A 22,778-nucleotide genomic window follows, 5' to 3' on the forward strand; every position below is an offset into this window, starting at 1 on the left:
GATACAAAGGGCGATACCGCATCCCCCTCCGCATCTTTGCTGGTGGCGGAATATCACTGTGCGGACAGTCTCTTGTGCCATCCTCTGAGCCCACCTCATTCCAGACTTCAGGGCCTTCGCCCCCTCTTCTCCCCCTCAAAGAGGGGGATGCGGCCGTGCTCATCGCCCGAATACCGTTCACTTGGGGGGAACATCATGCAGCTCAAGATACAGCGCTCGCAGCGCGTGGGCGGCCTTGCGAGCAGTACCGTCTTCTTCTGCCTCGACGTGCGGGCGGATTACTCCGCCCAGGAAGCCGCCGATGTCCAGCGATACCGCCTCGGCGGCCAGCTCGTGTACGCGAGCCGCGCCGCCAGGAAGCACGCGGACAATGCCCGCGCGCGCGTCGAGACCACCAGGGGCGCAGGCGGCTGGACCGAGGTGAGCGGTATCGCGCGCGGTTTCGGCTCGCTCGCGCTCGCCAAGCTCCAACTGAACATCACCGTGGCGAGCCTCGGACGCGGGCACCATATCGAGTGCAAGGACCTCGAAGAGCTCCTTGAAGCCGAGGACGAGCTGCGGAGCGCGTGCAAGAACGTGACGCGGTATTTCGAGGTGGCGTCCACCTTCAACGGGGCGGAGGTCGTCATAGAGTACGAGAAGGGAGAGGAGCGCGTGAGCGTGGCCCTTAATGCCGCCCCGATCCTCGCGCTCCCGCCTCCTGCCAAGGCGCAGGCCGACGCCTACGACAGCTCTGACGTGTCCGACCCCCTCGGCATCGGCGCTGCCTGGACCCGCTTCGAGGAGCGCGCGATCGGCTGGTGCGCCGAGCGCGGGTGGGTGCTCGGCCCCGCCAAGGTCCGCGTCCTGTCCGTCGCCGCCGGCATCCTCGTCCTCTACGTCCTGTACCGCATCCTCTGATGGACGACTTCACCCCGTCCGTCTTCACCCCGTTCCTGCGCCGCTTCACGGACGAGCGGGCGCGGGACACGGCGGACATCGCGGCCTTGTATGCCCGCGTCTCGAAGATGCACGCCGATTCGGTATTCACGGGCGAGGACGGCCGCGAGCTCATCGCCGGCCTCGTGCGGCGCAAGTACGAGCATCTGGCGTCCGCCTCGGTCCTGCCCGCCTTCGACCGCGCCCTCGATGCCATCCTCAAGCTCGAAACCCCGATATTCGAGCTGCCCGCGCCGGACTTCCGCCACCTCACCCTCAAAGAGGCCACGGACTTCCGGCGCTTCCTCCGAGCTAAGGAGTATTTCCACGCCCACGAGCAGGAGCTCGTTGTCCGCGTCGTGTATTTCCTCGGGATCGGCCTGCAGATGCTTGCCGAGGAGCTTCCCCGCGCCGCCCTCGCGTCCCCCTTCTCGGTCCCGCTCATCACGACGCTCCGGGAGCCGAAGCTCTATATGCAGAAGGTCATCAACGAGCTCGGGGACGACCAGTATCAGAGCGTCGGGCTGTTCGCGGAGATTTCCCAGCGCATCTATCTGAATACCTGCGAAGCCTCGGGCATTGTCGATCCGCAGAAGCCGAACAAGCGGTTCATCACCGCGCACGACGCCGACCTCTCGCCCGAGGAGACGGCGCGGGCGTATTTTGGCGGGACGCCCTTCCTGGACCTCTTTCTCGCGCCCGTCCCGCTCCGCTTCGAAATGGAGGACCGCTTCAGCCATATGCACGTCCTCGGCGGCTCGGGCGCGGGCAAGACGACCCTTCTCCAGAACCTCATCCTCAACGACCTCCATTCGGACGATCCGCCGTCCCTCGTGATCGTGGACAGCCAGGGCGACCTCATCAGCAAGCTCTCGCGCCTCGACCTCTTCGATCCCGATACCGGCCCCCTTGCGGATCGCTTCGTCCTCATCACTCCCAAGGACATAGAGCATCCGCCCGCCATCAACATCTTCGACGTGAACCAGGCGCGGCTTGCCGAGTATGACGAAGCCGCCAAGGAGCAGGTCGTGGCGGGCGTCATCCAAACGTTCGATTATCTGTTCGCGGGCCTCCTCGGGGCGGACCTCACCGCCAAGCAGGGCGTGTTCTTCCGGTTCGTCGCGCGGCTCATGCTCGCCTTGCCCGAGACCCTCGGCCGTACCGCCACCATCCTCGACATGCTCTCCCTCATGGACGACGCCGCCCCCTATGAGAAGGCCATAGCGAAGCTGCCGCCCATCCAGCGGCAGTTCTTCGAGCGGGACTTCAAATCAAAGACCTTCCAGCAGACCAAGGAGCAGATCAGATACCGCCTCAATGCCATCCTTGAAAATCCGACCCTCGCACGGCTCTTCACCGCGCCCGAGACCAAGCTCGATATCTTCGAGACGCTCAACAAGGGCGGCATCATCCTCGTGGACACCGCCAAGGACTTCCTCAAGGGCGCGAGCGGGCACTTCGGCCGCATCATGATCTCGCTCGTGCTCCAAGCGGTCCTCGAACGCGCTGCCGTATCCGAGCACCGCCGCAAGCCCACCTTCCTCATCGTTGACGAAGCCGCCGCGTACTTCGACAGCAACATCGACGACTTCCTCACCGAAGCGCGCAAGTACAAGTGCGGCTGCGTCTTCGCGCACCAGTTCCTCGACCAGGCGACCTCATCGCTTCGCGCCTCGCTCGCCGCTAATACTTCCATCAAGTTGGCCGCCGGCGTCTCGACGAGCGACGCCCGTGCGCTCGCCCCCGATATGCGCACCACTGCCGATTTCATCCTCGCCCAGCCGCGGCTCCACTTCGCCGCGTACTTTCGCGGTGCGACTCCAAATGCGGTTTCGGTGCAGGTGCGGCTGGGAATTCTTGAGGCCCATCCCACCATGACGACTGCTGCGTACGAGTTACTTAGACAGCAAAATCGACTGATGCTTTGCATGCCCGAACTTACCAATAAGATGGCCAACAAGCCCTCCCAAAGCCAACTTGAGGAATCGGATTCAGATGAGAGCCATCAGGCCGCTTTTGATCCGACCAAGGCTTCTGACGAGTGGTAAGGCCTTGCCTATAGCTGCGTCGCGTTGATACTTGCCATATTATACAGTCCGTGTACTGTGTAATTGCTTTGTGAGTGGATCGGAGCGCCGGAATGATCAGGCGCTCCCCACACTCAGGAGGCCATAATGTTTTTTGCCCGACTGTCCACCAACGGTGTACTAGCGTTAGTCACCGTCGCTCTGCTGATCAGCTCCGGCATCAATCTGCACGACAGCTTCGAGATCGCGCATCTGAACCGCTCCTGCGGAGCCGCTCAGATTCGAGCCGCGCATTAGCAGCAGCATTTTGCACCCGCCTTGATGGTGGGTGCAATTTTGATAGTATTTGTCTTTCTAGACCAAATATAACCTTGCAATGCATAAAGATTTCGAGTGATTTTCGCCAAGTCAGGTTTCAGTTCTGCTGGGGGGCAGCATGCTGATCGATGCGATGAAAAACGTCTGGTGGCAAAGAATTGCCGACCAGTCCGGTCTCACAACAGCATGCAACTTTGAGACTTATAGGCAGATTTCCAAAGTTACGTCAGAGCCTGCTACGCACATCCTAATATGGACGCTTTACGGTTCACCGCTAAACGTCCCCCAACGAGGTGGTTGGCCTCTTACGCCTCAAGATCGATTTTTCCGAGATCAGATATCTCGGAAGAAAATCCGAGTCGCAATTTTCTCAAATCCCCGTCAGGCACGGCGCTATGCAAATATCTGCGACGCCATCAAGAGCGGGCGACCTATACGGCGTTTGGATGCCGGGCTCAAAAATCGTAGCGATGTGCGCGAACGCGTCATCCAATTCGAAACGGCATGTAATGCAAGCGGCAAGCTCTACTACTCATCGACCGATTTGATCGCAAAAGTCATTCCTCATCATTTTAAGAAGCTGAGTGTTGCGTTCGTGGCTGACGATGCGGCTCAGACGTATTGCATTAGCAGTTCGTTTGCTGCGTCCCGTCAGGGCGGCGCAGAAGATATTCGAGATGTTTCCTTTTTTGCGCTGTCCGATGGCGATCATCCGCACGCAGATGGCAGGCGTCACTATTACATGCTCCTGTCACAGCTTTTGGGGGGAGAAGGCAGCTGGTACTCGGATAATCCTCGGGATATCGCCAACCGCACCGGCGGCTGGCTGCGACATATTATTACGTTCCCGCTTCAGTATATCGGTTCATTGTGGCATCGTTACCTAACGGTCATACGAGAGAACAAGGGCGTCGAACGTGTCCTTAAACTTGGTGGTCTCGTAGTCTTTCAACTATTCGTCGTTGTTAGCATTATCGGCTTTCTCGTGCGCTTCGCTAGCGTCGCGCAAAAGGTTGATCAAGTTTGCCAACGGCTTTTTGGAACCTGAAATCGAGCCCTCAGGAGAAAATGGTATGAGCGAGATTTTGCATCTTAACCTGGAGCTCACGTCTCAATGCAATCAACGATGCGTATACTGTTTCAATGAGTCCGGTCCGAAGTCGCCCCATAGCGTCCTGAATCTTCAAACGTGGCGCCAGGTGGCTGAGGCATTTTGTGGCTTTGGCCTCCAAAGCGTGCACTTCACTGGTGGCGAACCTTTGATGAAGCGAGACATTTCGCAGTTCTTAAAGGAGGCGCAGCGGTTAGGACTCCAAACAAGCGTACTAAGCAATGGGTTCAGAATTCCAGATGCGATTAAGCAAGACCCCGACACATGGTCGGCCTTGTCTGTCGTGCAAATCAGCTTGGATAGCGCAAGGTCATTGAAACACAATTTGCGCCGTGGTCTGAAGGATGCGTGGAACGATGCTATCTCCGCGATCCGCGCGTTGCGTAGAGCGCAGATTCCCTGTGAAGTTAGCTTAACCCTGTCACAGGAGAATCTCGAAGACCTTCTGCCGCTCACGAAATTCTGTGCGCGCAACAACTTGAAACTCATTGTCCGCGCCTTGCAGCCGATCGGCCGCGGAATGGCTTCAGGTCTAAAGGCCGTTCCGATCGATAAACTTGAGAATGAGTTGGACAAGCTGAGGTCGCTTTATCCAGGAATCCTGACGTCAGATCGATTCATGTATGTGCCGACGTCGCCGCTTCACGATAGAAACGCGGCTTTGGCGGGTGTCCTCACGGTCCTTCCTAACGGGCGCTTTCGCGGAAGTGTTTTCGAAACCAAAGGCACTCGGGCGCAGATCGGATCGGTCCAGGAATTACTGGCAGCCTAGCGACCATTCAATCTCGCAACATGGAGGCGATTATGACGAGATATGGCACGCTTGCTGCATTCATTGTTCTCGGTCTTGTTGCCGTCGCGATCTATTTGCTTGAATTTCAACCGACACAAAATGACTCGTCTGACTTCAAAGTTGGCGTCCTCTTTCCATTTACAGGCGACGCAGCCTCCTACGGTGCCAAGGGGCGTCGAGGCGTCGATTTGGCCATCAGCGACTTCAATCGCACTATGGAGTGCGAAAGAAGAATGAGCGCGGTCTATGAAGATTCAGCTGCGCTACCGGAGACTGGTCTAGCCTCCTTTCAAAAGCTCATCGCGAGCGATCACACACCTGCTGTCGTCGGCGATATTGTGAGTTCAGTGACGTTGGCTGCGGCGCCGGTCGCCAACAGGTCTCAAACGGTACTGCTTGCTCCCACTGCCTCTGCGCCCGCGATTACGCAGGCGGGCCCTTACGTATATAGAATTTGGCCCAGCGACCTCGAAGAGGGCAAAGCCATCGCGAACTACGCGGTATCGCATGGTTATGCGCGCGCCGCCATTCTATACATGAATAATGACTACGGCACCGCCATTCAAAACATCTTCACCAAAGTGTTTGCAACTGGTGGCCGAAAAGTTGTGTCGGCCCAGTCGTACCTTCAGACCGATCAAGATTTTCGGTCTGCTCTGACCAGCTTAGCAAACGGCAATCCGGATGTTCTTTATGTTGCCGGCTACTATGCCGACAGCGCGGCCATCGTCCGGCAAGCTCGGGCTCTCGGACTCAAGATGCCGATCCTCGGCGCTACCGCAATCGAAGATCCTCAATTCCTGGCTCAAGCTGGTCCTGCAGCCGAAGGGATCGTATATCCTTTAGCGACGGGTTTCGATGCGACGTCCACAGACCCGCATGTTGCGGCTTTCGTAAGCGAGTTCCGCACCAGGTACCATCAAACGCCAGGATGGGTTGAAGCTCAGGTATATGACGCTGTGGCGGTGCTTTGCAAAGTATCCTCACGCATACACGGCCCACTAACCGGCGCTGCGATTAAAGGCGGGCTTGACGATTTTGGTACGCTTCACGGTGTGACCGGCGACATAACGTTCGATGCGAACGGCGACGTGATAAAGCCCGTACGGCTTCGGATCATTAAGGGCGGAAAGTTCACCAACTTGGAGCACTAGGCGGTGCAATCCCTCCTGAATGCGGTTTCCTACTTCGCCGTTGTGCTGTTGGTCTCAATTCCGTTCTTTTTTCAATATCGGTTGTTTCGTTTTTTTGATCTTTCGCTCGGTGTCGTCTTCCTTGTCGGCGCATATGCTTTCTTAGAGGGCAGCAATGCGCTGTGGCCCGAATGGATCGCAATCGCTGTTGCGGTGGTTGCCGCCGCGACTTGCGGTGGTCTGATCTATCTAAGTCTGTTCAGGACGTTGGTGAATTTGAGGTCGGCGGCTCTCGGCCTGACGCTCTGCGCCTTCGGAGTCTATATTTTAGGGGTGAATATCGTCGCAATGGCATTCGGCGACGAGCTGGTGAGATCAAACGACGTTATGTTTTCGGGCTCAGTCGTCGCGAACGGGGGAGTCTTATCGAATGCTCAGCTCACCGAGATTATTTTGGCGGTGAGCTCAATCCTGATAGTTTGGAGCTTTCTGAAGTTCAGCAAAGCCGGCCGCACAGTACGGGCTTTTGCAGATAACCCAGCGCTGGCCGCTGATATCGGGCTCGCAGGGGAATTGCCGACACTGCTGGTTGTAGTCGGCGGGGCCGGATTGATGGGTTTGGTCGGTCTGCTCCTGGCCGCCGACATAGGAGTGCGGCCCACTACAGCGTTCGTCTATCTCTTGCCCGGATTGGCAGCGGTCCTCGCCTTTGGCACCAAGAACATATTTGGCGTTGTTGTGGGAAGTGCGATCGTTGCGAGTATCGCAGAGATAACTGCGGTCGCTCTTGGTCAGCAGTGGCGAGACTTTGCGATCTACACGGCGGTCGCCGTTATGCTCACGATCCACGCCAGACTGAGGCAGAGATAATGGACGCCTATCTTTTTCACTTGGTCGTCGAAGCATGCATACTCTCGATGCTGGCGGCGTCGCTCAATTTCATGGCAGGATACGGTCGGCTGGTATCTCTGGGCCAAATGACTTTCTATGCAATTGGTGCATATTCTATAGCAATATTGGTGCCCGCCACGCAGTTGGGATATTTTCTGGCTGTTCCTGCTGGAATTCTATTTGCAGTTCTCGTCGCCGTTATCGCGGCGATCGGAACGGCTCGCTTGAAAAACGACGAGTTCGCAATTGCGACGTTTGCACTTCAGATTGCGTTTTGGACGCTGCTGATGAATTGGCAAAGTCTTACAGATGGTCCGCTGGGAATCGGCAACATTCCGCCAATTTCAATCGGTGCCATCGCTCTCGATACGCCCATCAGCTTCCTGCCTGTGGCCATCGCACTTCTGATAGTCGTCCTTATGTTGGTGTTCCGCACTACTCGAAGGCCGTTCGGCTTTCTTCTCCACATGTTTCGAGACGACGAGGACCTCGCGCAGAATTTTGGGCGCGACACCCGGAAAGTCCGTATATCTTTGTGGACGCTCTCGGCGCTTATCGCGGCGGCCGCTGGAATGTGCCAGGCAAGCTACGTCGGCTACATCAACCCAGCATCATTTTCGACATTGGAAAGCACAATCCTGCTTGCGGTGGTGATACTGGGAGGCGCCGGAACTTTCTGGGGCCCGGTATTTGGTGGTTTTGCCATGACGCTCCTCCCTGAGGCTTTTCGGTATATCGGTCTGCCATCTGCCCAGGCGGCGAATATCAGACAGATGCTATTGGGGGCAGTTTTGATCTTTGCCGCCTTTCGCATGCTTCCAAAAGCGACTGGCGGCTCTCGGCTGGCCCTAGGCACGCGCAATGGATGAGCTCGTTTGCGCTCAAATCAGCGTCGAATTCATGGGACTTGCGGTCCTGCGAAATGTCTCGTTCGAAATTGCTCCCGGCTCGATCGTCGGTCTCATCGGGCCGAACGGGTCCGGCAAGACTACGTTGCTCAACACGATTTCAGGTCATGTTAAGCCCAAAACGGGTGTTGTGCGGTTTGGGCAAAAACTGACGGGGAAGCCGAGAGATCGTTTAGCCCAGCTAGGTATCTTTAGATCATTCCAAGACGCTCGCTTGTTCGAGAGCATGACCGGAGAAGAGAACGTTGTGGCGTCGCTTCAACCAAGTCTGAACGAAGGAGTGTGGACAACGATATTTGCACCGTCGCGGAATGAGAAAATCGCTCTGGAACGGAACATTCTGCTCAGGAGCATCCTCGACAGATTAGGCGTTGGAGAGGAAAGAAGCCGACCCGTGGTGGAGCTGTCGTATGGCATGCGAAAGCGAATTCTTCTCGCTCAGGCGCTTGCCGCTCGGCCGGTAGTATCGCTCTTGGACGAACCGTTGGCTGGAGTCGATCCTAAAACGCGACCACGCATGATCTCTGCTATCCAGCAACTCCGTACTGAGCAATCGATCGTCATTTGGGTGGAGCATGACTTCGAGGCCATCTGTTCGGTGGCCGACAGGCTGCTTGTATTGGATCGCGGAGAGTTGGTTGCCGACGGCAATCCTCAAGAGGTCATCGCGAGCCCGATCGTTCGCGACCTATATTTTCGGCCCGTATGATGAGCACAAACGCCCTATCGGTAACTGACCTCGATGTGTGGCTTGGACCTCGGCCCGTCCTTAAGAATATTAGCCTCCATGCTGAGGCTTCGGAGATAGTTGCGCTTTTTGGACATAATGGCGCGGGAAAGTCTACGCTGCTCCGAAGCATCATTGGTGCGACGCGGATCGCCGCTGGGCGGATTGCTCTCGGCTTTGGCACATGGACTGCAAGCCCCCATGCCCTTGCGAAGCTCGGGGTATCCTTTCTGCCCCAATCGCAGAAGCTATTTCCTAGCATGACAGTGAGAGACAATTTGCTCGTGTACGCCGACGCTGTCGGTCTCGACAGGCAGGCATTCAAAGACCGGTACCGCGACCTTGCTCGACATTTTGTTGTGTTGAATGAAGCCGAAAGCAGATACGCTGGCAAATTATCGGGCGGGCAAATCCAACAAGTCGCTATTGCGAGGGCGCTTTTGTCCAATCCGCGTCTGCTCCTACTCGATGAGCCGACCGTTGGTTTATCTCCTCAGGCGCGAAGCCAGGTACTAACCAACCTTCTCGGTCGGGCTAAGGAGATCGGAGCCACAATATTGATTGCCGAGCACAGAATAGAAGAGACGCTTGCCATTGCGTCCCGTGCTTATGTCCTGCGACAAGGCGAAATCGTATTGTCTGGAGATCCTGCCGCTCTGCTGGCTGACGAGCGTCTGCTCCAATCGATCGTCATGTAGGGCCAGCCGCACTACGAGTTTCACAAGTGCTGGTATACTGCTGAAACAATATGGCTGATTTTGTTTCAAAGGCGGTAAGGAAGTCAACCGCATTCATTCGACTAGTATTCCCCAGTGGCGGAGAAGATCTCCGCATGGCTTATTCACTGTATGATGAGCGCGGACGCCGGAAGTACCTCGTGCCGATGGAGCGCAGGGCGTTCCTCCAGTCCGCGCTTAACGTGGGCGGCGAAACTGCGAGCTTTTGTGCTGTGATGGTCTTCTGCGGTACGCGCATCTCGGAAGGGCTGGAGATTACGCCCGAGCGTATCGATGACGCCAACTGCGCCATCAACGTGCGTACCTTGAAGCGCCGGGCTTTCGTCATCCGCGCTGTACCCGTGCCGCGCAAACTCCTTACCTTCCTCGACTGCGTCCACCACTACCGAGCGGCCCAGCTTGATCCCGCTAAGGCCGGCGAGCGGCTTTGGAAGTTTAGCCGGACGACTGCTTGGCGGCGCATTAAGTTCGTTATGCGACGCGCGGCGCATCCCGAGTTCGTGTCTAAGCCCAAGTCGTTGCGACATGCGTTCGGCGCTGAGGCGTGCATGAACGTGCCACTTCCTATGGTGCAGAAATGGCTGGGCCACGCGAAGCTTGAGACGACGGCGATTTATACCACGCTAATAGGGCGGGAGGAGCGGGCGGTCGCTCGCAAAACTTGGAAACGTATTGGGAAGCTTCTTTAGTGCGTAAATTGGTGGGCCAGGAGCATTGTCGAGATCGCGCTAGACGCTCAGGGAGCTATCGCAGCAGCCCGCTGAAATTCCATCCTCGCGGCACCAAAGTCAGCGAACTTGGTGCCCCAGATATGCTTGGTACCTCTGCGATGCTTTCAAAAAGTAGGCTCGGCCTTCAGCCACAAAGCCATCTAGTTTGTGCTTCATTGCATACGCCGAGAGGTCACTGATCTTGTTTATGAAACCTCTGCCGTTGAAATTTAGAGAGGTATTACATAAGACGCCGAAACCAGTGCGAGCCTTGAACGCAACAAGTAGGTCATACAATTTTGCGTTGGTCACCGATGACACTGTCTGAATGCGAGCAGTTCCATTCACATGGGTAACTGCGGCAAGCGCCTCAGTTCTTGCGCGGTGCGTGAAGAGCATAAACGGGCTTGCTTGATTGCATCCAAACCATCGCATCGCTTCCTCCTCCAAACAAACAGGAGCAATCGGGCGAAATTGCTCGCGCTGTTTAATCTCATTAAGTCGTACCCTAGTGCTTTCTTGAAATGGCGCAGCAAGAATCGAGCGATTACCAAGAGCGCGTGGGCCTATTTCATATCGGCCGCTCACCCAACCAAGAATTAGATCGTTGGCTAGCATGTCAGCGATTAACTCGGCATTTGCTTCACATATATCATATTGATCCGATTCAAATGAGCCGCCCATATCAAACTGAAGGCCTGCATAAACGCTCCACTCAATTTTTGGATTTCCTGTAAAGTGGAATTGGGCGTCAATCGCTGTCCCGATAGCCGAACCCGAATCATTGGCAACAGGAGGTACGAAGACGTCGGGGAAAAAGCCCGTCTCCATCCATTTGGTATTCCAATCGCAATTCAGGCCACAGCCGCCCGCGATGATCAACGGCATTCTCTTTTGCATGTTCGCTTTCGCGAATCGAAAAAAAATATCGAAGATCTTATCGCTGAAAATCCCTGCGAAATTACGAAATTCAGGGTCATCAACGCCTACATTGTAGTAGGGCGCATCCTTTAAGTCGTCGTACATACTAAGTCGGACATGCGGAGAAACCAACAGAAAGTCCATCAACTTCTTCTCTTCCGCATTGGGTGTGCGTCGGTTTGAAAACGAAGCCAAGGCCATGAGCTTTCCAGCGTCCGAGAAGCGCGAGAAAGGCGCATCCTTCGGAAAGGTTGGGTCTGCTAAGCCATAAATTGAGGTGTAGCGATTTCCGGGCTCGTTCAGGACATCGGCAAGCAGTGTGATATTCAACTCGGAATCGATCTCGTAGAACGCGCCAATAGCACCTTCCCATATCAACGCGTAGCAAGGCGTCCCTTTCGGCAGGTTTGACATACCGAACGCGCAAAGCAAGTGAGATCGCTCGTGGGAGGACGAAAAATAGCGGACTGGCTTCCCAAAGAGGCGCTGCTGGCCAGCCATAACGCCCCCCTTCGAGAGGCCACGATAACCGACGTGAGCATCTCCATATGAGTACTCATAGTCGTCGCGCGGCCACCAACCGCCTGTGCAAATGACATCGGGTAGGTCATCCAGTTCGCCGAGCATACCGAATACGTCACGACCGGATATCGGCGAGTACCGATAATTTGAGTTCTTTTCGGCCTCGATCGAGACCACCAAATGGCCATCTTGCAGGAACACGATAGCGCCATCGTGGCCGGGGTTGTAAGAGAGAATCTTCAAGTTACTAGCGACTCCGCCTGTCCTAAGAGAAGTGTGGTGGCAATCTGGTGCTTCGGTCCTTGCTGCATAGAGCAAGCCGAGTTATACGGCATAAAGCGCACTAGTATCACTAAGAATTCGTGGACAAACACACTCGACAGCCTTCGCTCAACGGCAATGGATTCGGATGCAACAGGAGCTCTACGGCCCCGAGCACCATCAACAACGCTCGGAGTTCATCAGAAGGCTGGTCCAGCGTCGCTTCGAACAGCCCCTCGCGGATGATCGGCTTCAGAATTCCATACCTAAAACAATCGTGCAGTATTGGCACGACCTCAATCAATTGCCCCGCGACGTGGAGGATTGCATCGGCACCTGGTCGCGCTGGAATACCCGTGGTTTTGAGCATCGAATTTTCGACGAGCGCGCGGCTCAAGATTTCATCAGTGAATCGTTGGGTACCCGGTACAGGTGCGCCTTTGAGCGCTGTTACCACCCGGCAATGCAAGCCGACTACTTCCGGCTTTGCTACCTGCTAGTTGAAGGCGGCTGTTACGTCGATGCGGATGACGTCTGCATCAGTACAGAGATAAGCTGGTTATTCGAGGACGGCCGCCTCAAGCTCCAACCCCTCTGCTACGACGTCGCTTCTGGGGCAATGGTGAAGCCATCCGTATTTCTTTGTGTTGATGCTTATGACCCGAGCTGGATTTTCTATTTTAATAACAATCCGCTTATAGCGAGGCCGCGCCATCCAATCATCGAGCGAGCGCTCAGTCAGGCAACAGCTCTTCTCGATCTCGCGAATGACGGCGAGCTCCCTGAGATTCAGGCAACGACCGGGCCAGGGCTTCTTTCGAAATCGATTTTCGGCCTTGGCATGGATCGAGAGAGCAATATTACAAATGACGTAGTCATACTACGAGATTGGGAAGTTGTTGCCCTCTCGCGATGGCCCTTGAGCTATCGGGACGACGCGCGAAACTGGCGCTTGTCCAACCAAGTAAGTTTTTTTAAGTGAAGCGATGACTTCCTTATGAACCTCTCGAAACCGTTGCGCTCAGCATCGCGCTACCTTCATATCCTGTTCTCGCAATTCCGATCATGTCTTCCGCGGCAACGATCCATCACGTTCTCGGGGACGTCTGACGGTCAGCGCGCGGGCGTTGGTCCGATTATTGTCATCAACTTAGACAGGCAAAAGGGCCGTTGGCTTGATATACTGCGCGAACTTGATGGCATCACAGATGCTATCCGCAAGCCACTTTCGGAACGTGTTGTCCGAAGCTCGGCGTGTGACGCCCAACTCGATCTCTCTGAATTCCATGCCAACGCCGAGGTCGGCTCGGTTTACACCCTCGCCGATCAGCTGTTTGTGGAGCCGCAGCCTCATGCGGCCCCAGATACATTCGATCTGACGCGACCAATTAAGATGAGCCAGGCGGAGATCGCCGTCGCATGCTCGCACATCGCCATCTGGAGGGCGATCGCGAAGTCGAATGCTACATATACCCTCGTGCTTGAAGACGACGTCTGGTTCGAGCGCGGCTTTGGACGGGTTCTCGATCAGGCGTGGCGCGAGATGGAAGTCGCAGATGTAGGTAGCCCAAAGTTCGACATCTTATATGTTTCATACGAAGAGGTGCGCCACGGTGCACCAAAGGAACTACTTTCAAGAACTGTATTTCGACCTGAGCGCGGTCTTTGGTTTTTGTCTGGCTATGTTCTATCAAGAAACGGGGCTCAGAAGCTGCTCGAATTGCTTCCGAGCCGTGGCCCGATTGATCTCTGGATCAATCACAAGTTCCATGAACTGGAAGTTCGAGCGTTGCGGCGTTCGGTGGTCAACCAACGGCGCGATCTACACTCAACAAATTCATATTCGATCCTGCCGGCGCTGAGCCGAATTGGCGTTCTCGATAATGGCGACGCGGCACTGTTTCATCGACGGCCAACCCATACTCCGGTTTTCGTTTTCGGCCCTCCGAACTCCGGGCTGTCATCGTTGGCGATGGCGCTCTCTATGTTGGGTTATCGCTGTTGCAGTGATTTTGATCGTATTCCGAAAAACGAATGGGATAGCCTACTGGCAGGCCGCTCCAATCGCGTTTTCAATGCCTACGTAAATGTAGGCTCGCTTCGTTCACAAATACCGCTTCTTATCCAGCGCTATCCAAACGCTAAATACGTTCTCATCGACGATGCAGGTTGTGTTGATCAGGACGATTGCTCCGCTTTACTCACGTTGGAAGGAGCCGATGTGCTTCATCTGCTGCGCGCACAGGTGGGCCTTTGGCGACCACTTTGCGAGCATTTGAAGGTCGCGCCACCCGTTGCGCAGTACCCGATTATTCGGGATCTTGGACAGCGAAGACATCAGCTAGCGCCGTCTTCTGAGAGATTGGCTCCTGCAAGGTGGCTTCGGCACGACTCGTCGCCGTGGATCGCGAAGTCACGCGCAGGATGGACGGGAATTCGTGAGAGCGCATTCGATGGACAGGAAGTATCATCTTCTTCGCGGGAAGAGTTCGAAGACGATTTCGCTGAAGTTCGTTCCTCTCGATGGCTGCTGCGAAACGATACGTTTTCTGGAAACCTTGGGCTTTTTCGTCCAGCTAATGTGACACCGGCTCCTAATGGGGGCCTGTCACTTGCTGTCATGCAGGAATCGTTAGGCGTTCGGAATTTCAGCGCCGCCGCGATAACGAGCCGCGACAGCTTTCTATTCGGGCGTTTCGAGATAACGCTCCGAGCCACGAATGTTCCAGGCTTAGTTACCGGGTTCTTTCTTCACCGCGACTCGCCACGGCAGGAAATTGATATCGAAATACTAGGGAACCAGCCAGACCGGCTACTCGTAAACGTTTTCTATAACCCGGGCACTGATGGTGCGCGGTTCGACTACGGCTATCGGGGAACGCCGGCAACGATTAAGCTAGGATTTGACGCTTCAAAGGCATTACATAAATTCGCGATCGAATGGAGCCCCTGCGAGATCAGGTGGTTCGTCGACGGAAAACCGGTTCACTGTCGCCCCACTTGGGGGCCGACCCCAATTCCGCATTTGCCAATGGCGCTGCATGTAAATACGTGGCCATCCCGCTCGCGGCGGCTCGCCGGCCGGCTAGCTATAGGCGCACTACCGGATTCAGCGCTTCTGCGTCGGATTGTTGTCGCTAGATATGGCGTGGCGGACTGAGTTCGACAAAACTCTCTCGTCCACGTGTGCGCCATTTGAAACAAAATCAGCCATATTGTTTCAATCTGGGGGGGAACACATGACGCGGCAAACCGGAACGCTCCGGCTCGGGGGCGCGCTTCTGGCCGTCCTCCTCGGCGGATGCGCAGGGCTCACCGGCATTACGAACTGGAAGGAGGTCGCCGTCCCGTCGAGGCTCTCGAAGGAACGCACCTTCCGGACGGCGACGGTCGCCCTCGCCCAGGTCGGGAGCGTCTCGTTCTCGGACGCGGGGGCCGGAACGATCTCCGGCCAGTGCGCGCAGAGCGTGGACGCCTCGATCATCGTCTCCGAGGAGGGCGGCAAGACGACGATCACCATCAAGTCGAAGATCAACGTCGCGGACAACATGATGGAGATCGACACCGGCAAGCGCGAGAAGTGCCTGAGCGACCTCCAGTCCGCCCTGTCTCGCGCGGGAGCCTAGCCGTGAGCGCGCTCTCCGAAACCGACTGGGCAGCCACGTTCCGGCTCAACGCCGTCCGCGTCGCCGCCGCGACGGTCGTCATGGCTGTGGTGGTACTCATTCTCGTCATCGCAGGCGCGCATCCGCGCGGCGAAAGCCCGCTCGGCTTTATCTTTATGCCCGTTGTCTTCCTCACCGTGGGAAGCGGCATGTACTGGCTCTTCCGAGCGCTTGGGAAGATCGGCATCCCGATCATGGACGCTGTCGCAGGCTTCATGAAGCTCGTCATTGTCATCTTCGTCGTCATCGGCGATCCGCTGGTCTGGTTCGTCCGCCGCTTCTATCCCGCGCTCGTGCCGGTCGAGCGGTTCGGCTTCGTGAACTTCGTTCCCTTCATCCTGGTGCAGCGCGCACCGGCTGACGCCTGAAAGGAGATCGCATGTCCTGGGCTAACCTCGGCACCTATCGCGGCTGGCACATCTACTGGAATACCGAGAATCACAAGATGTACACGAAGACGGACGGCATCTTCCCCAACCAGCACGACTTCTACGAGCGGCCCCATGACCGCGCGACGGCCTATGCCGTCGCGCGGCGGTGGATAGACGAGCGGCGATGACCGGCGCGGCGGCTCGCGCATCGACGCGAAGGGCAGGCGGATGACGCTCTCCCACGCCGCGGGATGTATCGCGGGCGCGCTCGTGCTCGCGGCCGCCGTCCCGTACGTTCGCGCGATCCTTCGCCGCGAGACGAAGCCGCACCGGCTGAGCTGGGTCGTCTGGGCGTTCGTGTCGGTCATAACAGCGGCGACGTACCGCGCGTCAGGCGGCGCGGACGCGGCGCTCGTCGCGGACGCGCTCGCCTGCACTACCTCCGCCGTCGCGTTGCTCTCGCTGCGCTATGGCGTGGCCGGCTCTTCATGGGTGGACGGGGTGTGCGCTGCCGGCGCGGCGGCAAGCCTCGTGCCCTGGCTCGCCTTTCATGACGCGCCGCGCGCGCTCTATCTGGATATCCTCGTGGACCTCTTCGCGCTCGTCCCGACGCTGCGCAAGGCATGGCGTTCTCCCGAAAGCGAAAATCGCGCGGGGTGGGCGCTTTCCGCGGCCGGCATGTCCGTAAATCTCATCGCGGTCGCAGACTGGTCTCTACGCATAAGCGCGTATCCGCTGTACTGCCTCGTCGCGACGGGCTCCGTCGCGCTCGTGCTTCAGATCAGAACGCCGGCTCGCGCGGCCCTCCCTCTCCGGCAGACTGCGTTGCGCCGCTTCCTGTGGGGCCGTTCCCCGGCCATCCTGCGCGAGCAGCGGGATGTGTGAGCGCTTGCCGCGCCTGGAGGAGGGCGTTCTCCCGCCATTCCCGAGCGCGAAGGCGCTCGCGCTCGAAGACCGGGACGCCGTGGAGCGCATCACCCGGCGTTTCCCGCCCTATTCGGATTTCAATTTCCTTAATCTCTATTCGTGGGACGCGGGCGAGCGCGTCAGGCTGTCGAGCCTCAATGGCAATCTCGTCATCAGGTTCGCCGACTACCTGACCGACGAGCCGTTCTACATGTTCCTCGGCCCGCATCGCCCCGATGAGACCGCCGCAACGCTTTTGGCGCAGGCCGCCGCCGAAGGCATCGAGCCGCGCCTGCGGCTCATCCCCGAAGCCGTGGCTAAGGAGCTCGATCCCGCGCGCTTCGAGGTCCGCAACAGTTCAGATCAGGACGACTACATCGTATGTCTCGCCTCTATCGCGGCCTGCGAGGGACGCGCGTGGCACCGGCAGCGCACCGCAATCCGGCATTTCGAGGCGGCGCACGGCTCCGCCCGGTTCGAGGCGCTCGACCTCGGCGACGATGCCGTGCGCGCCGACCTGCTCGCGCTATGCGCGCGCTGGTGCGACCGGCGGCGGCATGCGAGGGACGAGGCCGCGGACTATGACCGCGACGCGCTCGGCCGCTGCCTCGCAAGCTTCTCCCGGCACCTCTCGGCGTTCGGGCTCTACGTCGGGGACGAGCTCGCGGCGTTCTCGCTCACCGAGGACCTCGGCGACGGATACGCGATCCACCACTTCGAGAAGGCCGCGCATTGGAGCTACGCGGGCATCGTCCCGTTCTTCGATCGCGGCGTCGCGCGCCTCCTTCTTGCGCGCGGCTTCCGTTATCTCAATCTGGAGGAAGACTTAGGGCTCCTCGGGCTGCGGCAAGCCAAGCGCGCGCGCCGGCCCGTTTCGTATCTGCGAAAGTTCGAGGTCGTCCGGGCTCGCGGGCCGGGAACGCCGCCGCTCGCGTGAGGATGCCATGCAGCGCGCGCCGTTCCCGTTTCTCGCCGGCCTCGTCCTCGCCGTCGCCATGGCGACGCCCGCCGGCGCCGGCTGGCTCGCCGCGACGGCGACCGTCGCCACTGACTACCGGTTCCGCGGCGTCTCGCAGAGCGACGGTCATCCGGTGGCGCAGCTCACGCTCGAAGCCGACCTTGGCGGAGATCTCGCCGCCGGCGCGTTCGTTTCGCCCGTGGACTTCGACGACGGCAGCACCTCCTTCGAGACCGACCTCTACCTGATGAAGGGCTTTTCCATCGGCCGCACCGACCTCTCGCTCGCCGCCATCTACTACGCGTATCCCGACCATCGCCTGCGGGCCGGCGAAAGCCGGTACAGCGCGGCCGAGATCACGCTCGACGCAAGCCGAAGCTGGGGGCCGGCAACCGCTCATGCCTCGCTCGCATGGTCCCCCGCATATACAAGCGGCAAGGGAGAGGAGCTCTACGCAAGCGCCGGCCTCTCGCTCCGCCTCGCGCGAGAGGTCGTGGCGGACGCGAACGCCGGCTATCAGTGGACGGCGCGCATCGACCGCTTCACCCCCGCGAGCTCCGGCTACGAGCACTGGGACGCGGGCCTCCGGGCGGATTGGAATCCGTTTGCGGCGGACCTCCGCATCTTCGGAACGAGCCTCTCGGGGCCCGCATGCGCGGCGACACAGGGCGACGCGCGATGGTGCGGGACGACGGTTGTTCTTTCCGTTTCCTATGATCTGGCATCGCTCGCGCGGTAGCCGCCTGCGGTTCGGTCGAACCTCACGAGCAGGCGGAGTGTCCGCGCCACTCGCAACTACCACCCCCTAGAGGCTGGACTCTCGCTCTATCTGTTCTCTAAATGCTCTCACCGCCTTTGAGCAGGAGTTGGCCGTGTATGTGGCGTCTTTCAAAGCTGAGCAAAAGAAACCGGCCCCGCAGGGCCGGTTAGGTCAGGACTGATCGGTTCTCATCGCCAGATAGGCTAGGTGCTCGAACGCGTCCTGCGCCTTGCTCGCCGCTGTGAAGATCGCCTTGGGGTCGCGCTTCAGGACGGTGAGCCAGGACGAGACGTAGGCGGCATGATCCGGGCGGGGCTCGCTTTCGATCCCGAGCGCAGAGCACGCGAAGGCTGCTCCGATCTCGGCCACCAGCTCTTCCATGGCGTATCCGTCGTCTCCGAAGCGTTTGCCCATCGTGCGGGCGAGGCGGTGCGGCGCGCCCGTCCAGTGGGTGAGCTCGTGGAGGAGGACGCCGTAGTAGCTTTCGAGCGGCGAGCGGGTGTCCGTGCCGACGAACCAGGACCGGAGCGGCATCTCTATGTTGTCGAGATCGCGCCGGTAGCGGGCTTCTTGGAAGCCGTGCTCTATCCGGGCGCCTATGGCCCCGATGAATGCCTCGGCCTCCTGGTGCGCATGGAAAGCATTTGGCCGCTCGGGCGGAGCGGCCGCGAAGCCGTCCACCTGCGCCGCATTGAAGACGTGCGAGGCTCGCGCGACGTGCCGGAGACGGTTCTCGGTGTGGTCCTCGGGTTCGGTCGTCTCCTCCTCGATGCGCTTGTAGAAGACGATGAGGGTGCCGCGCTCGCCTTTGCGGACTTGGGCGCCGAGGTCTTGCCATTGCTTGTAGCTCGCCCATTCGCTCGTCGGATAGCTGCGATCCATTGCTTCTATCCAGAGCGCGAGCACATTCACGCCCCGATATAAGGCATCCGTGTTAGCGTTTCTCGGAGGGAGAAGGCCGGGCGCATGCCAGGGCCGTCTCGCTTCAATCGCGCCGGCTTCGACGGCGGCGACGATCTTGTCCGTGATGGATTGATAGAGGTCTTTCTGGTGGGAAGGTACATCGTGCTGCATTACTGCTCCTGCGCATGGGGAGCGTCGGACCATTCCGGCGCTCCGGGATGCGCGGGAGACGGTGAAGTGAGCGAAGCAGAGCGCAGCCCTCGCTATGGCCCGGCGCCGAAATACGTGAGCGCGCAAGCTGCGGCGCAGAACAGGGCCGCCGCCGAACGCTCGCCGACCCAAATCTGTTTGGGCTTAGGAAGACGGGGCCTGAGCACGCTCAAACAGTCAGCAACGGCAACAGCGACTTCATCCCGCGTGCGCGCCCCTTTGAGATATCGCGAGCTCGAAATCTCGGCGCGTGTGTAGCACCACACCCGGACATTTCTAATCTCCGCACACTTCATCACCGCGAGGTACAATCGACGTATCCGTTGGGAGCGCCGGACAGCTATGTCGTCGTGCCGCTCCATCGCGAGAACCTTTGGTCGATGCTTGTCGAGCAGCGACTCGATGCGGCTGAGCGCGATGGCGTTCTTATCTCGGCGGATGTCTACCGTTCCCCAATCGAGGAGTGAGAGGGTGTCCTCGAAGAGAGCCCACCCGAAACCTCGCGACGATGGATGCAAACCAAGAACAATCGTCCTCTTTGGCATCATTCGAGCGTGCTAGAACCTCCGATGCGGCTGATAACATCGGCAATGTGTGAAACCGCCGACTCTCGGTTCTGGCTTCCCGCCAGCTCCACCTTCAGCTTCCGGGCGCGTGCCAGCACGTCGCGCTCGATGAATTCGGTGAGATTGGGAAACAAATCGTGCAGGGACGCATCGAACAGGATGCAGCACGCAAGCGCCGTTCCGAGCGCCGGCCGCTTGAGGCCGAGCTCCACGTCCGAGTACGCGCGCTGCGACGCATACCCCACAAGCGTCGCTACCTCTCGCTGCGTGAGGTGAGCGGACTTTCTGAATTTGCGTAAGCGGAGGGAATTCATACGGCGCGGTAGGTCCATTCTCTCAATCGCGAGCGATACTGCTATGCCCGGAATTATCGCCGTAGGAGATATTGATTTTCTAAAGCGCAGTTCAAAAAAAGCTAAAGCCACCCGTGAGGGTGGCTTTAGCTTCTCCATTCATCGCTTCGATCCGACAGAGTTCTTTGCTGGTAATTCCCGAGAACGAACGCCAATAGGCGTTGCCCACGGGGTGCCCTAAAGCGAGTGAATGGGTCTTCGACCTTAGCGCTCCTGACTACAATTTTGTGATGCTGTGTTTCCTTTCTACCTCAGTGTTTCTGCCAATACATCCCGCACCCGCTTGCTTTTTGTCGAAGTTAGTCCGTTCGCACGCGCTGGTTCGATCCCTAGCGCGCGCACTAACATTCACGCCCCAAGCATCTGCCCGTCTTGCCAATATGATGGCCTAGATGGTTGGTTTTCTTGGGGTCCGCTGTCGAGGATAGGGTTTTGCAATCGCCGTTCTTGCCACCTGTTGCCCGCCGGTTGCCCAACATTCGCTGTACGGGCCGTCCGGGGGTTCGCGAGCTCGATTGCCGTCCGCAGCGCGGACGGCGCCACATGCGCGTAGCGCATCGTCGTGGTGATGCTCGCATGCCCAAGCAGGGCCTGCACGATGTTGAGAGGCGTGCCGTTCATCGAGAGGTGCGTCGCGAACGTGTGGCGCAACACATGCCAACCGATCTTGCGGAGCCCTGCACGGCGGCATGCTTCGGCAAGGGCCGCACTCACCTTTTTGTGGGTGAAGGGCTGTCCGCTCTCGTCCAAGAAGACGTAGCCCTCGGCTTGCTTGCGGGCGCCCAGCGCTTCGAAGAGGTCTATGTCGAGGGGGACGTGGCGTTCCCGGTTGCCTTTCGGTGTGCCCAGGGACTTAGTGATGTCGGACTGCGAATGGCGGATCGCCACACTGTTATTGTGCCAGTCGATTGACGTCCATTGCAGGCCCTTGATTTCACCTTGGCGCATTCCCGTTCGAAGGGCGGCGAGGATCATCTCCCGAATGACGCCGCTGGAATGCCGCAAGAGCAGCTCGCACTCCTCCGGCGTGAGGTAATCGGTGCGGGGCGAAGGGCACTTCAGCCATACGATCTTCGGCGGCGTGCCTTTGATGTCGAGCCATTCGTATGCCGTGTGGAGGCACTTCCGAAGCATCGTGAGGTGGTTATTGATCGTTTTGTGCGACTTTCCCTCCCGAACGAGTTTTGCCTTGAACTGCTCCACATCGCGCACTCCTATTGCGGAGATCGTCATGCGCCCGAAGAACGGCACCAGTGAGGCCGCGAAGGTATACCTCTTTATGCTTTGCTCTGACGGCTTGTTGTTGGGGACGACGTACTCCTCGAACCACTTTGGCACGAATGCCGCGAAGCTTAGCTGTTCCGCCAGTCGCTTCTTTCCGGCGATATCCTCGCCTTGAGCGAGGCGGTGCCTGAGCACGGCTTCGTATGCGTTCGCGCCGGCGCGCGTGTTTTCCGGACTTCGGATTCGATATCGCTTGTGATCGAAGCGAAAATCGACCCACCACGACTTTCGGATAAGTCGTGCTGACATTATGTTTTGTCTAGCCGATGGATTCGACACGCCGCTGCGCCAGGTATGCGGCGAGGTCGCTCTTGGCGAAACGCACGCAGCGTCCCACCTTGAAGAACGGCACCCGCCGCTCTTGTTGCAGACGCCGCATGCCTGACGCGGAAACGCCGAGCAGCTTTGCTGCTTCGGCGACCGTCAACAGCTCGATCGAGCCCGTCGGCTGTTTGTCAAAGAACCTGCCCGGATCGGGCGACGCCATTTTATCACGGCTAGGACTGGTCCCGCGAATCTATGCCGCGTCGTCCTCGCTTCGGGCGAGTTGCGCGTTGATGTCATCGAGGCGTTCGCCGATGCGGATGAGCTCGTTCGACGATATGTCGATGACATCGTGGATGTCGATGAGATGAGGCTCCAGCGCGCCGGTAAGAAGCGGAATGAGAACCTGCTCGCACAGTTCACGGAATTTTTGGGTATTCATATGGCGCCAGTGTGCGGCCGCGACGCTTCGGATTCTATGCCCTGAAATATCGCCCAGCGCGATGGACGAGATATTTCCGTGCATATTCGTCGGCACGTGCATGCGCCACACTGCAACGG

The 22,778-nt window shown here is 58.3% G+C and carries 25 protein-coding genes; 19 read left to right on the forward strand and 6 right to left on the reverse strand.

All coding sequences use genetic code 11. The features are described from left to right. Nucleotides 1-195: 195 nt before the first annotated feature. The 11 genes from WDM86_11080 to WDM86_11130 all read left to right on the forward strand — a co-directional run bounded on the left by WDM86_11080 (nucleotide 196) and on the right by WDM86_11130 (nucleotide 10,252). Nucleotides 196-900, forward strand: a complete 705-nt coding sequence (locus WDM86_11080) for a hypothetical protein (protein ID MEI9990571.1) — start codon at nucleotides 196-198, stop codon at nucleotides 898-900. Next, entirely contained in the window at nucleotides 900-2,966 is a 2,067-nt protein-coding gene (locus WDM86_11085) for a hypothetical protein (GenBank protein MEI9990572.1), read from the forward strand. The genes WDM86_11080 and WDM86_11085 overlap by 1 nt, the downstream gene beginning before the upstream one ends. Before the next feature lie 126 nt (nucleotides 2,967-3,092). Then, nucleotides 3,093-3,242 (forward strand): hypothetical protein, encoded by a 150-nt coding sequence (locus WDM86_11090; GenBank protein ID MEI9990573.1) that lies wholly within the window; start codon nucleotides 3,093-3,095, stop codon nucleotides 3,240-3,242. 139 nt (nucleotides 3,243-3,381) lie between these two features. Next, nucleotides 3,382-4,311, forward strand: a complete 930-nt coding sequence (locus tag WDM86_11095; protein MEI9990574.1) for a hypothetical protein — start codon at nucleotides 3,382-3,384, stop codon at nucleotides 4,309-4,311. A 25-nt stretch (nucleotides 4,312-4,336) separates the two neighbouring features. Beyond that, entirely contained in the window at nucleotides 4,337-5,146 is an 810-nt protein-coding gene (locus WDM86_11100) for a radical SAM protein (protein ID MEI9990575.1), read from the forward strand. A 32-nt stretch (nucleotides 5,147-5,178) separates the two neighbouring features. Beyond that, complete coding sequence (locus WDM86_11105) at nucleotides 5,179-6,321, forward strand: ABC transporter substrate-binding protein (protein MEI9990576.1); 1,143 nt, start codon at nucleotides 5,179-5,181, stop codon at nucleotides 6,319-6,321. A gap of 3 nt (nucleotides 6,322-6,324) precedes the next feature. After that, nucleotides 6,325-7,170, forward strand: coding sequence for a hypothetical protein (locus WDM86_11110; protein ID MEI9990577.1), 846 nt, complete (start codon nucleotides 6,325-6,327; stop codon nucleotides 7,168-7,170). Beyond that, nucleotides 7,170-8,060 carry a branched-chain amino acid ABC transporter permease gene (locus WDM86_11115; GenBank protein ID MEI9990578.1) on the forward strand — a complete coding sequence of 297 codons (891 nt, stop codon included), beginning with the start codon at nucleotides 7,170-7,172 and terminating at the stop codon, nucleotides 8,058-8,060. The genes WDM86_11110 and WDM86_11115 overlap by 1 nt, the downstream gene beginning before the upstream one ends. Then, complete coding sequence (locus WDM86_11120; protein MEI9990579.1) at nucleotides 8,053-8,808, forward strand: ATP-binding cassette domain-containing protein; 756 nt, start codon at nucleotides 8,053-8,055, stop codon at nucleotides 8,806-8,808. The genes WDM86_11115 and WDM86_11120 overlap by 8 nt, the downstream gene beginning before the upstream one ends. Beyond that, nucleotides 8,808-9,524 carry an ATP-binding cassette domain-containing protein gene (locus tag WDM86_11125; GenBank protein ID MEI9990580.1) on the forward strand — a complete coding sequence of 239 codons (717 nt, stop codon included), beginning with the start codon at nucleotides 8,808-8,810 and terminating at the stop codon, nucleotides 9,522-9,524. The genes WDM86_11120 and WDM86_11125 overlap by 1 nt, the downstream gene beginning before the upstream one ends. Before the next feature lie 134 nt (nucleotides 9,525-9,658). Continuing rightward, nucleotides 9,659-10,252: a site-specific integrase gene (locus tag WDM86_11130; GenBank protein MEI9990581.1), complete on the forward strand. Its 594-nt coding sequence runs from the start codon at nucleotides 9,659-9,661 to the stop codon at nucleotides 10,250-10,252. Nucleotides 10,253-10,351: 99 nt separating this feature from the next. Here WDM86_11130 and WDM86_11135 read toward each other — a convergent pair whose 3' ends face one another. Further along, complete coding sequence (locus WDM86_11135) at nucleotides 10,352-11,959, reverse strand: carbamoyltransferase C-terminal domain-containing protein (protein MEI9990582.1); 1,608 nt, start codon at nucleotides 11,957-11,959, stop codon at nucleotides 10,352-10,354. Between the two features lie 166 nt (nucleotides 11,960-12,125). Between WDM86_11135 and WDM86_11140 the strand changes: the two genes are divergently transcribed. The 8 genes from WDM86_11140 to WDM86_11175 all read left to right on the forward strand — a co-directional run bounded on the left by WDM86_11140 (nucleotide 12,126) and on the right by WDM86_11175 (nucleotide 18,616). Then, nucleotides 12,126-12,959, forward strand: a complete 834-nt coding sequence (locus WDM86_11140) for a glycosyltransferase (protein ID MEI9990583.1) — start codon at nucleotides 12,126-12,128, stop codon at nucleotides 12,957-12,959. Between the two features lie 15 nt (nucleotides 12,960-12,974). After that, entirely contained in the window at nucleotides 12,975-15,137 is a 2,163-nt protein-coding gene (locus WDM86_11145) for a family 16 glycosylhydrolase (GenBank protein MEI9990584.1), read from the forward strand. Nucleotides 15,138-15,216: 79 nt separating this feature from the next. Further along, nucleotides 15,217-15,603, forward strand: a complete 387-nt coding sequence (locus tag WDM86_11150) for a hypothetical protein (protein MEI9990585.1) — start codon at nucleotides 15,217-15,219, stop codon at nucleotides 15,601-15,603. Nucleotides 15,604-15,605: 2 nt separating this feature from the next. Beyond that, nucleotides 15,606-16,010 (forward strand): hypothetical protein, encoded by a 405-nt coding sequence (locus WDM86_11155; protein MEI9990586.1) that lies wholly within the window; start codon nucleotides 15,606-15,608, stop codon nucleotides 16,008-16,010. Nucleotides 16,011-16,021: 11 nt separating this feature from the next. Then, the gene (locus WDM86_11160; protein MEI9990587.1) at nucleotides 16,022-16,201 is read left to right on the forward strand and encodes a hypothetical protein; all 180 of its coding nucleotides are present in this window, start codon (nucleotides 16,022-16,024) and stop codon (nucleotides 16,199-16,201) included. Nucleotides 16,202-16,241: 40 nt separating this feature from the next. Next, nucleotides 16,242-16,898, forward strand: a complete 657-nt coding sequence (locus WDM86_11165) for a hypothetical protein (protein ID MEI9990588.1) — start codon at nucleotides 16,242-16,244, stop codon at nucleotides 16,896-16,898. 4 nt (nucleotides 16,899-16,902) lie between these two features. Further along, entirely contained in the window at nucleotides 16,903-17,856 is a 954-nt protein-coding gene (locus tag WDM86_11170) for a phosphatidylglycerol lysyltransferase domain-containing protein (GenBank protein MEI9990589.1), read from the forward strand. A gap of 7 nt (nucleotides 17,857-17,863) precedes the next feature. Continuing rightward, nucleotides 17,864-18,616: a TorF family putative porin gene (locus WDM86_11175; GenBank protein MEI9990590.1), complete on the forward strand. Its 753-nt coding sequence runs from the start codon at nucleotides 17,864-17,866 to the stop codon at nucleotides 18,614-18,616. Between the two features lie 192 nt (nucleotides 18,617-18,808). Here the strand turns inward: WDM86_11175 and WDM86_11180 are convergent, their stop codons facing one another. The 5 genes from WDM86_11180 to WDM86_11200 all read right to left on the reverse strand — a co-directional run bounded on the left by WDM86_11180 (nucleotide 18,809) and on the right by WDM86_11200 (nucleotide 22,761). Next, on the reverse strand, nucleotides 18,809-19,711 hold the full coding sequence (locus tag WDM86_11180) for a zincin-like metallopeptidase domain-containing protein (protein ID MEI9990591.1): 903 nt from the start codon (nucleotides 19,709-19,711) through the stop codon (nucleotides 18,809-18,811). A gap of 583 nt (nucleotides 19,712-20,294) precedes the next feature. Then, complete coding sequence (locus tag WDM86_11185) at nucleotides 20,295-20,768, reverse strand: helix-turn-helix transcriptional regulator (GenBank protein MEI9990592.1); 474 nt, start codon at nucleotides 20,766-20,768, stop codon at nucleotides 20,295-20,297. A 249-nt stretch (nucleotides 20,769-21,017) separates the two neighbouring features. Then, nucleotides 21,018-22,202, reverse strand: coding sequence for a tyrosine-type recombinase/integrase (locus WDM86_11190; GenBank protein ID MEI9990593.1), 1,185 nt, complete (start codon nucleotides 22,200-22,202; stop codon nucleotides 21,018-21,020). A 10-nt stretch (nucleotides 22,203-22,212) separates the two neighbouring features. Beyond that, a complete protein-coding gene (locus tag WDM86_11195; GenBank protein MEI9990594.1) occupies nucleotides 22,213-22,440 on the reverse strand; it encodes a helix-turn-helix domain-containing protein in 228 nt (75 codons plus the stop codon). 30 nt (nucleotides 22,441-22,470) lie between these two features. Beyond that, a complete protein-coding gene (locus WDM86_11200; GenBank protein ID MEI9990595.1) occupies nucleotides 22,471-22,761 on the reverse strand; it encodes a hypothetical protein in 291 nt (96 codons plus the stop codon). Nucleotides 22,762-22,778: the final 17 nt, after the last annotated feature.

This window comes from Rhizomicrobium sp. (assembly GCA_037200045.1).
Classification (GTDB): Bacteria; Pseudomonadota; Alphaproteobacteria; order Micropepsales; family Micropepsaceae; genus Rhizomicrobium.

Excerpts from the sequence above, each read along its gene's own strand:
- WDM86_11080 (MEI9990571.1), top strand. The coding sequence starts at position 196 with ATGCAGCTCAAGATACAGCGCTCGCAGCGCGTGGGCGGCCTTGCGAGC.
- WDM86_11085 (MEI9990572.1), top strand. The coding sequence starts at position 900 with ATGGACGACTTCACCCCGTCCGTCTTCACCCCGTTCCTGCGCCGCTTC.
- WDM86_11090 (MEI9990573.1), top strand. The coding sequence starts at position 3,093 with ATGTTTTTTGCCCGACTGTCCACCAACGGTGTACTAGCGTTAGTCACC.
- WDM86_11095 (MEI9990574.1), top strand. The coding sequence starts at position 3,382 with ATGCTGATCGATGCGATGAAAAACGTCTGGTGGCAAAGAATTGCCGAC.
- WDM86_11100 (MEI9990575.1), top strand. The coding sequence starts at position 4,337 with ATGAGCGAGATTTTGCATCTTAACCTGGAGCTCACGTCTCAATGCAAT.
- WDM86_11105 (MEI9990576.1), top strand. The coding sequence starts at position 5,179 with ATGACGAGATATGGCACGCTTGCTGCATTCATTGTTCTCGGTCTTGTT.
- WDM86_11115 (MEI9990578.1), top strand. The coding sequence starts at position 7,170 with ATGGACGCCTATCTTTTTCACTTGGTCGTCGAAGCATGCATACTCTCG.
- WDM86_11120 (MEI9990579.1), top strand. The coding sequence starts at position 8,053 with ATGGATGAGCTCGTTTGCGCTCAAATCAGCGTCGAATTCATGGGACTT.
- WDM86_11125 (MEI9990580.1), top strand. The coding sequence starts at position 8,808 with ATGAGCACAAACGCCCTATCGGTAACTGACCTCGATGTGTGGCTTGGA.
- WDM86_11130 (MEI9990581.1), top strand. The coding sequence starts at position 9,659 with ATGGCTTATTCACTGTATGATGAGCGCGGACGCCGGAAGTACCTCGTG.
- WDM86_11140 (MEI9990583.1), top strand. The coding sequence starts at position 12,126 with ATGCAACAGGAGCTCTACGGCCCCGAGCACCATCAACAACGCTCGGAG.
- WDM86_11145 (MEI9990584.1), top strand. The coding sequence starts at position 12,975 with ATGAACCTCTCGAAACCGTTGCGCTCAGCATCGCGCTACCTTCATATC.
- WDM86_11150 (MEI9990585.1), top strand. The coding sequence starts at position 15,217 with ATGACGCGGCAAACCGGAACGCTCCGGCTCGGGGGCGCGCTTCTGGCC.
- WDM86_11160 (MEI9990587.1), top strand. The coding sequence starts at position 16,022 with ATGTCCTGGGCTAACCTCGGCACCTATCGCGGCTGGCACATCTACTGG.
- WDM86_11165 (MEI9990588.1), top strand. The coding sequence starts at position 16,242 with ATGACGCTCTCCCACGCCGCGGGATGTATCGCGGGCGCGCTCGTGCTC.
- WDM86_11175 (MEI9990590.1), top strand. The coding sequence starts at position 17,864 with ATGCAGCGCGCGCCGTTCCCGTTTCTCGCCGGCCTCGTCCTCGCCGTC.
- WDM86_11180 (MEI9990591.1), bottom strand. The coding sequence starts at position 19,711 with ATGCAGCACGATGTACCTTCCCACCAGAAAGACCTCTATCAATCCATC.
- WDM86_11185 (MEI9990592.1), bottom strand. The coding sequence starts at position 20,768 with ATGGAGAAGCTAAAGCCACCCTCACGGGTGGCTTTAGCTTTTTTTGAA.
- WDM86_11190 (MEI9990593.1), bottom strand. The coding sequence starts at position 22,202 with ATGTCAGCACGACTTATCCGAAAGTCGTGGTGGGTCGATTTTCGCTTC.
- WDM86_11195 (MEI9990594.1), bottom strand. The coding sequence starts at position 22,440 with ATGGCGTCGCCCGATCCGGGCAGGTTCTTTGACAAACAGCCGACGGGC.
- WDM86_11200 (MEI9990595.1), bottom strand. The coding sequence starts at position 22,761 with ATGCACGTGCCGACGAATATGCACGGAAATATCTCGTCCATCGCGCTG.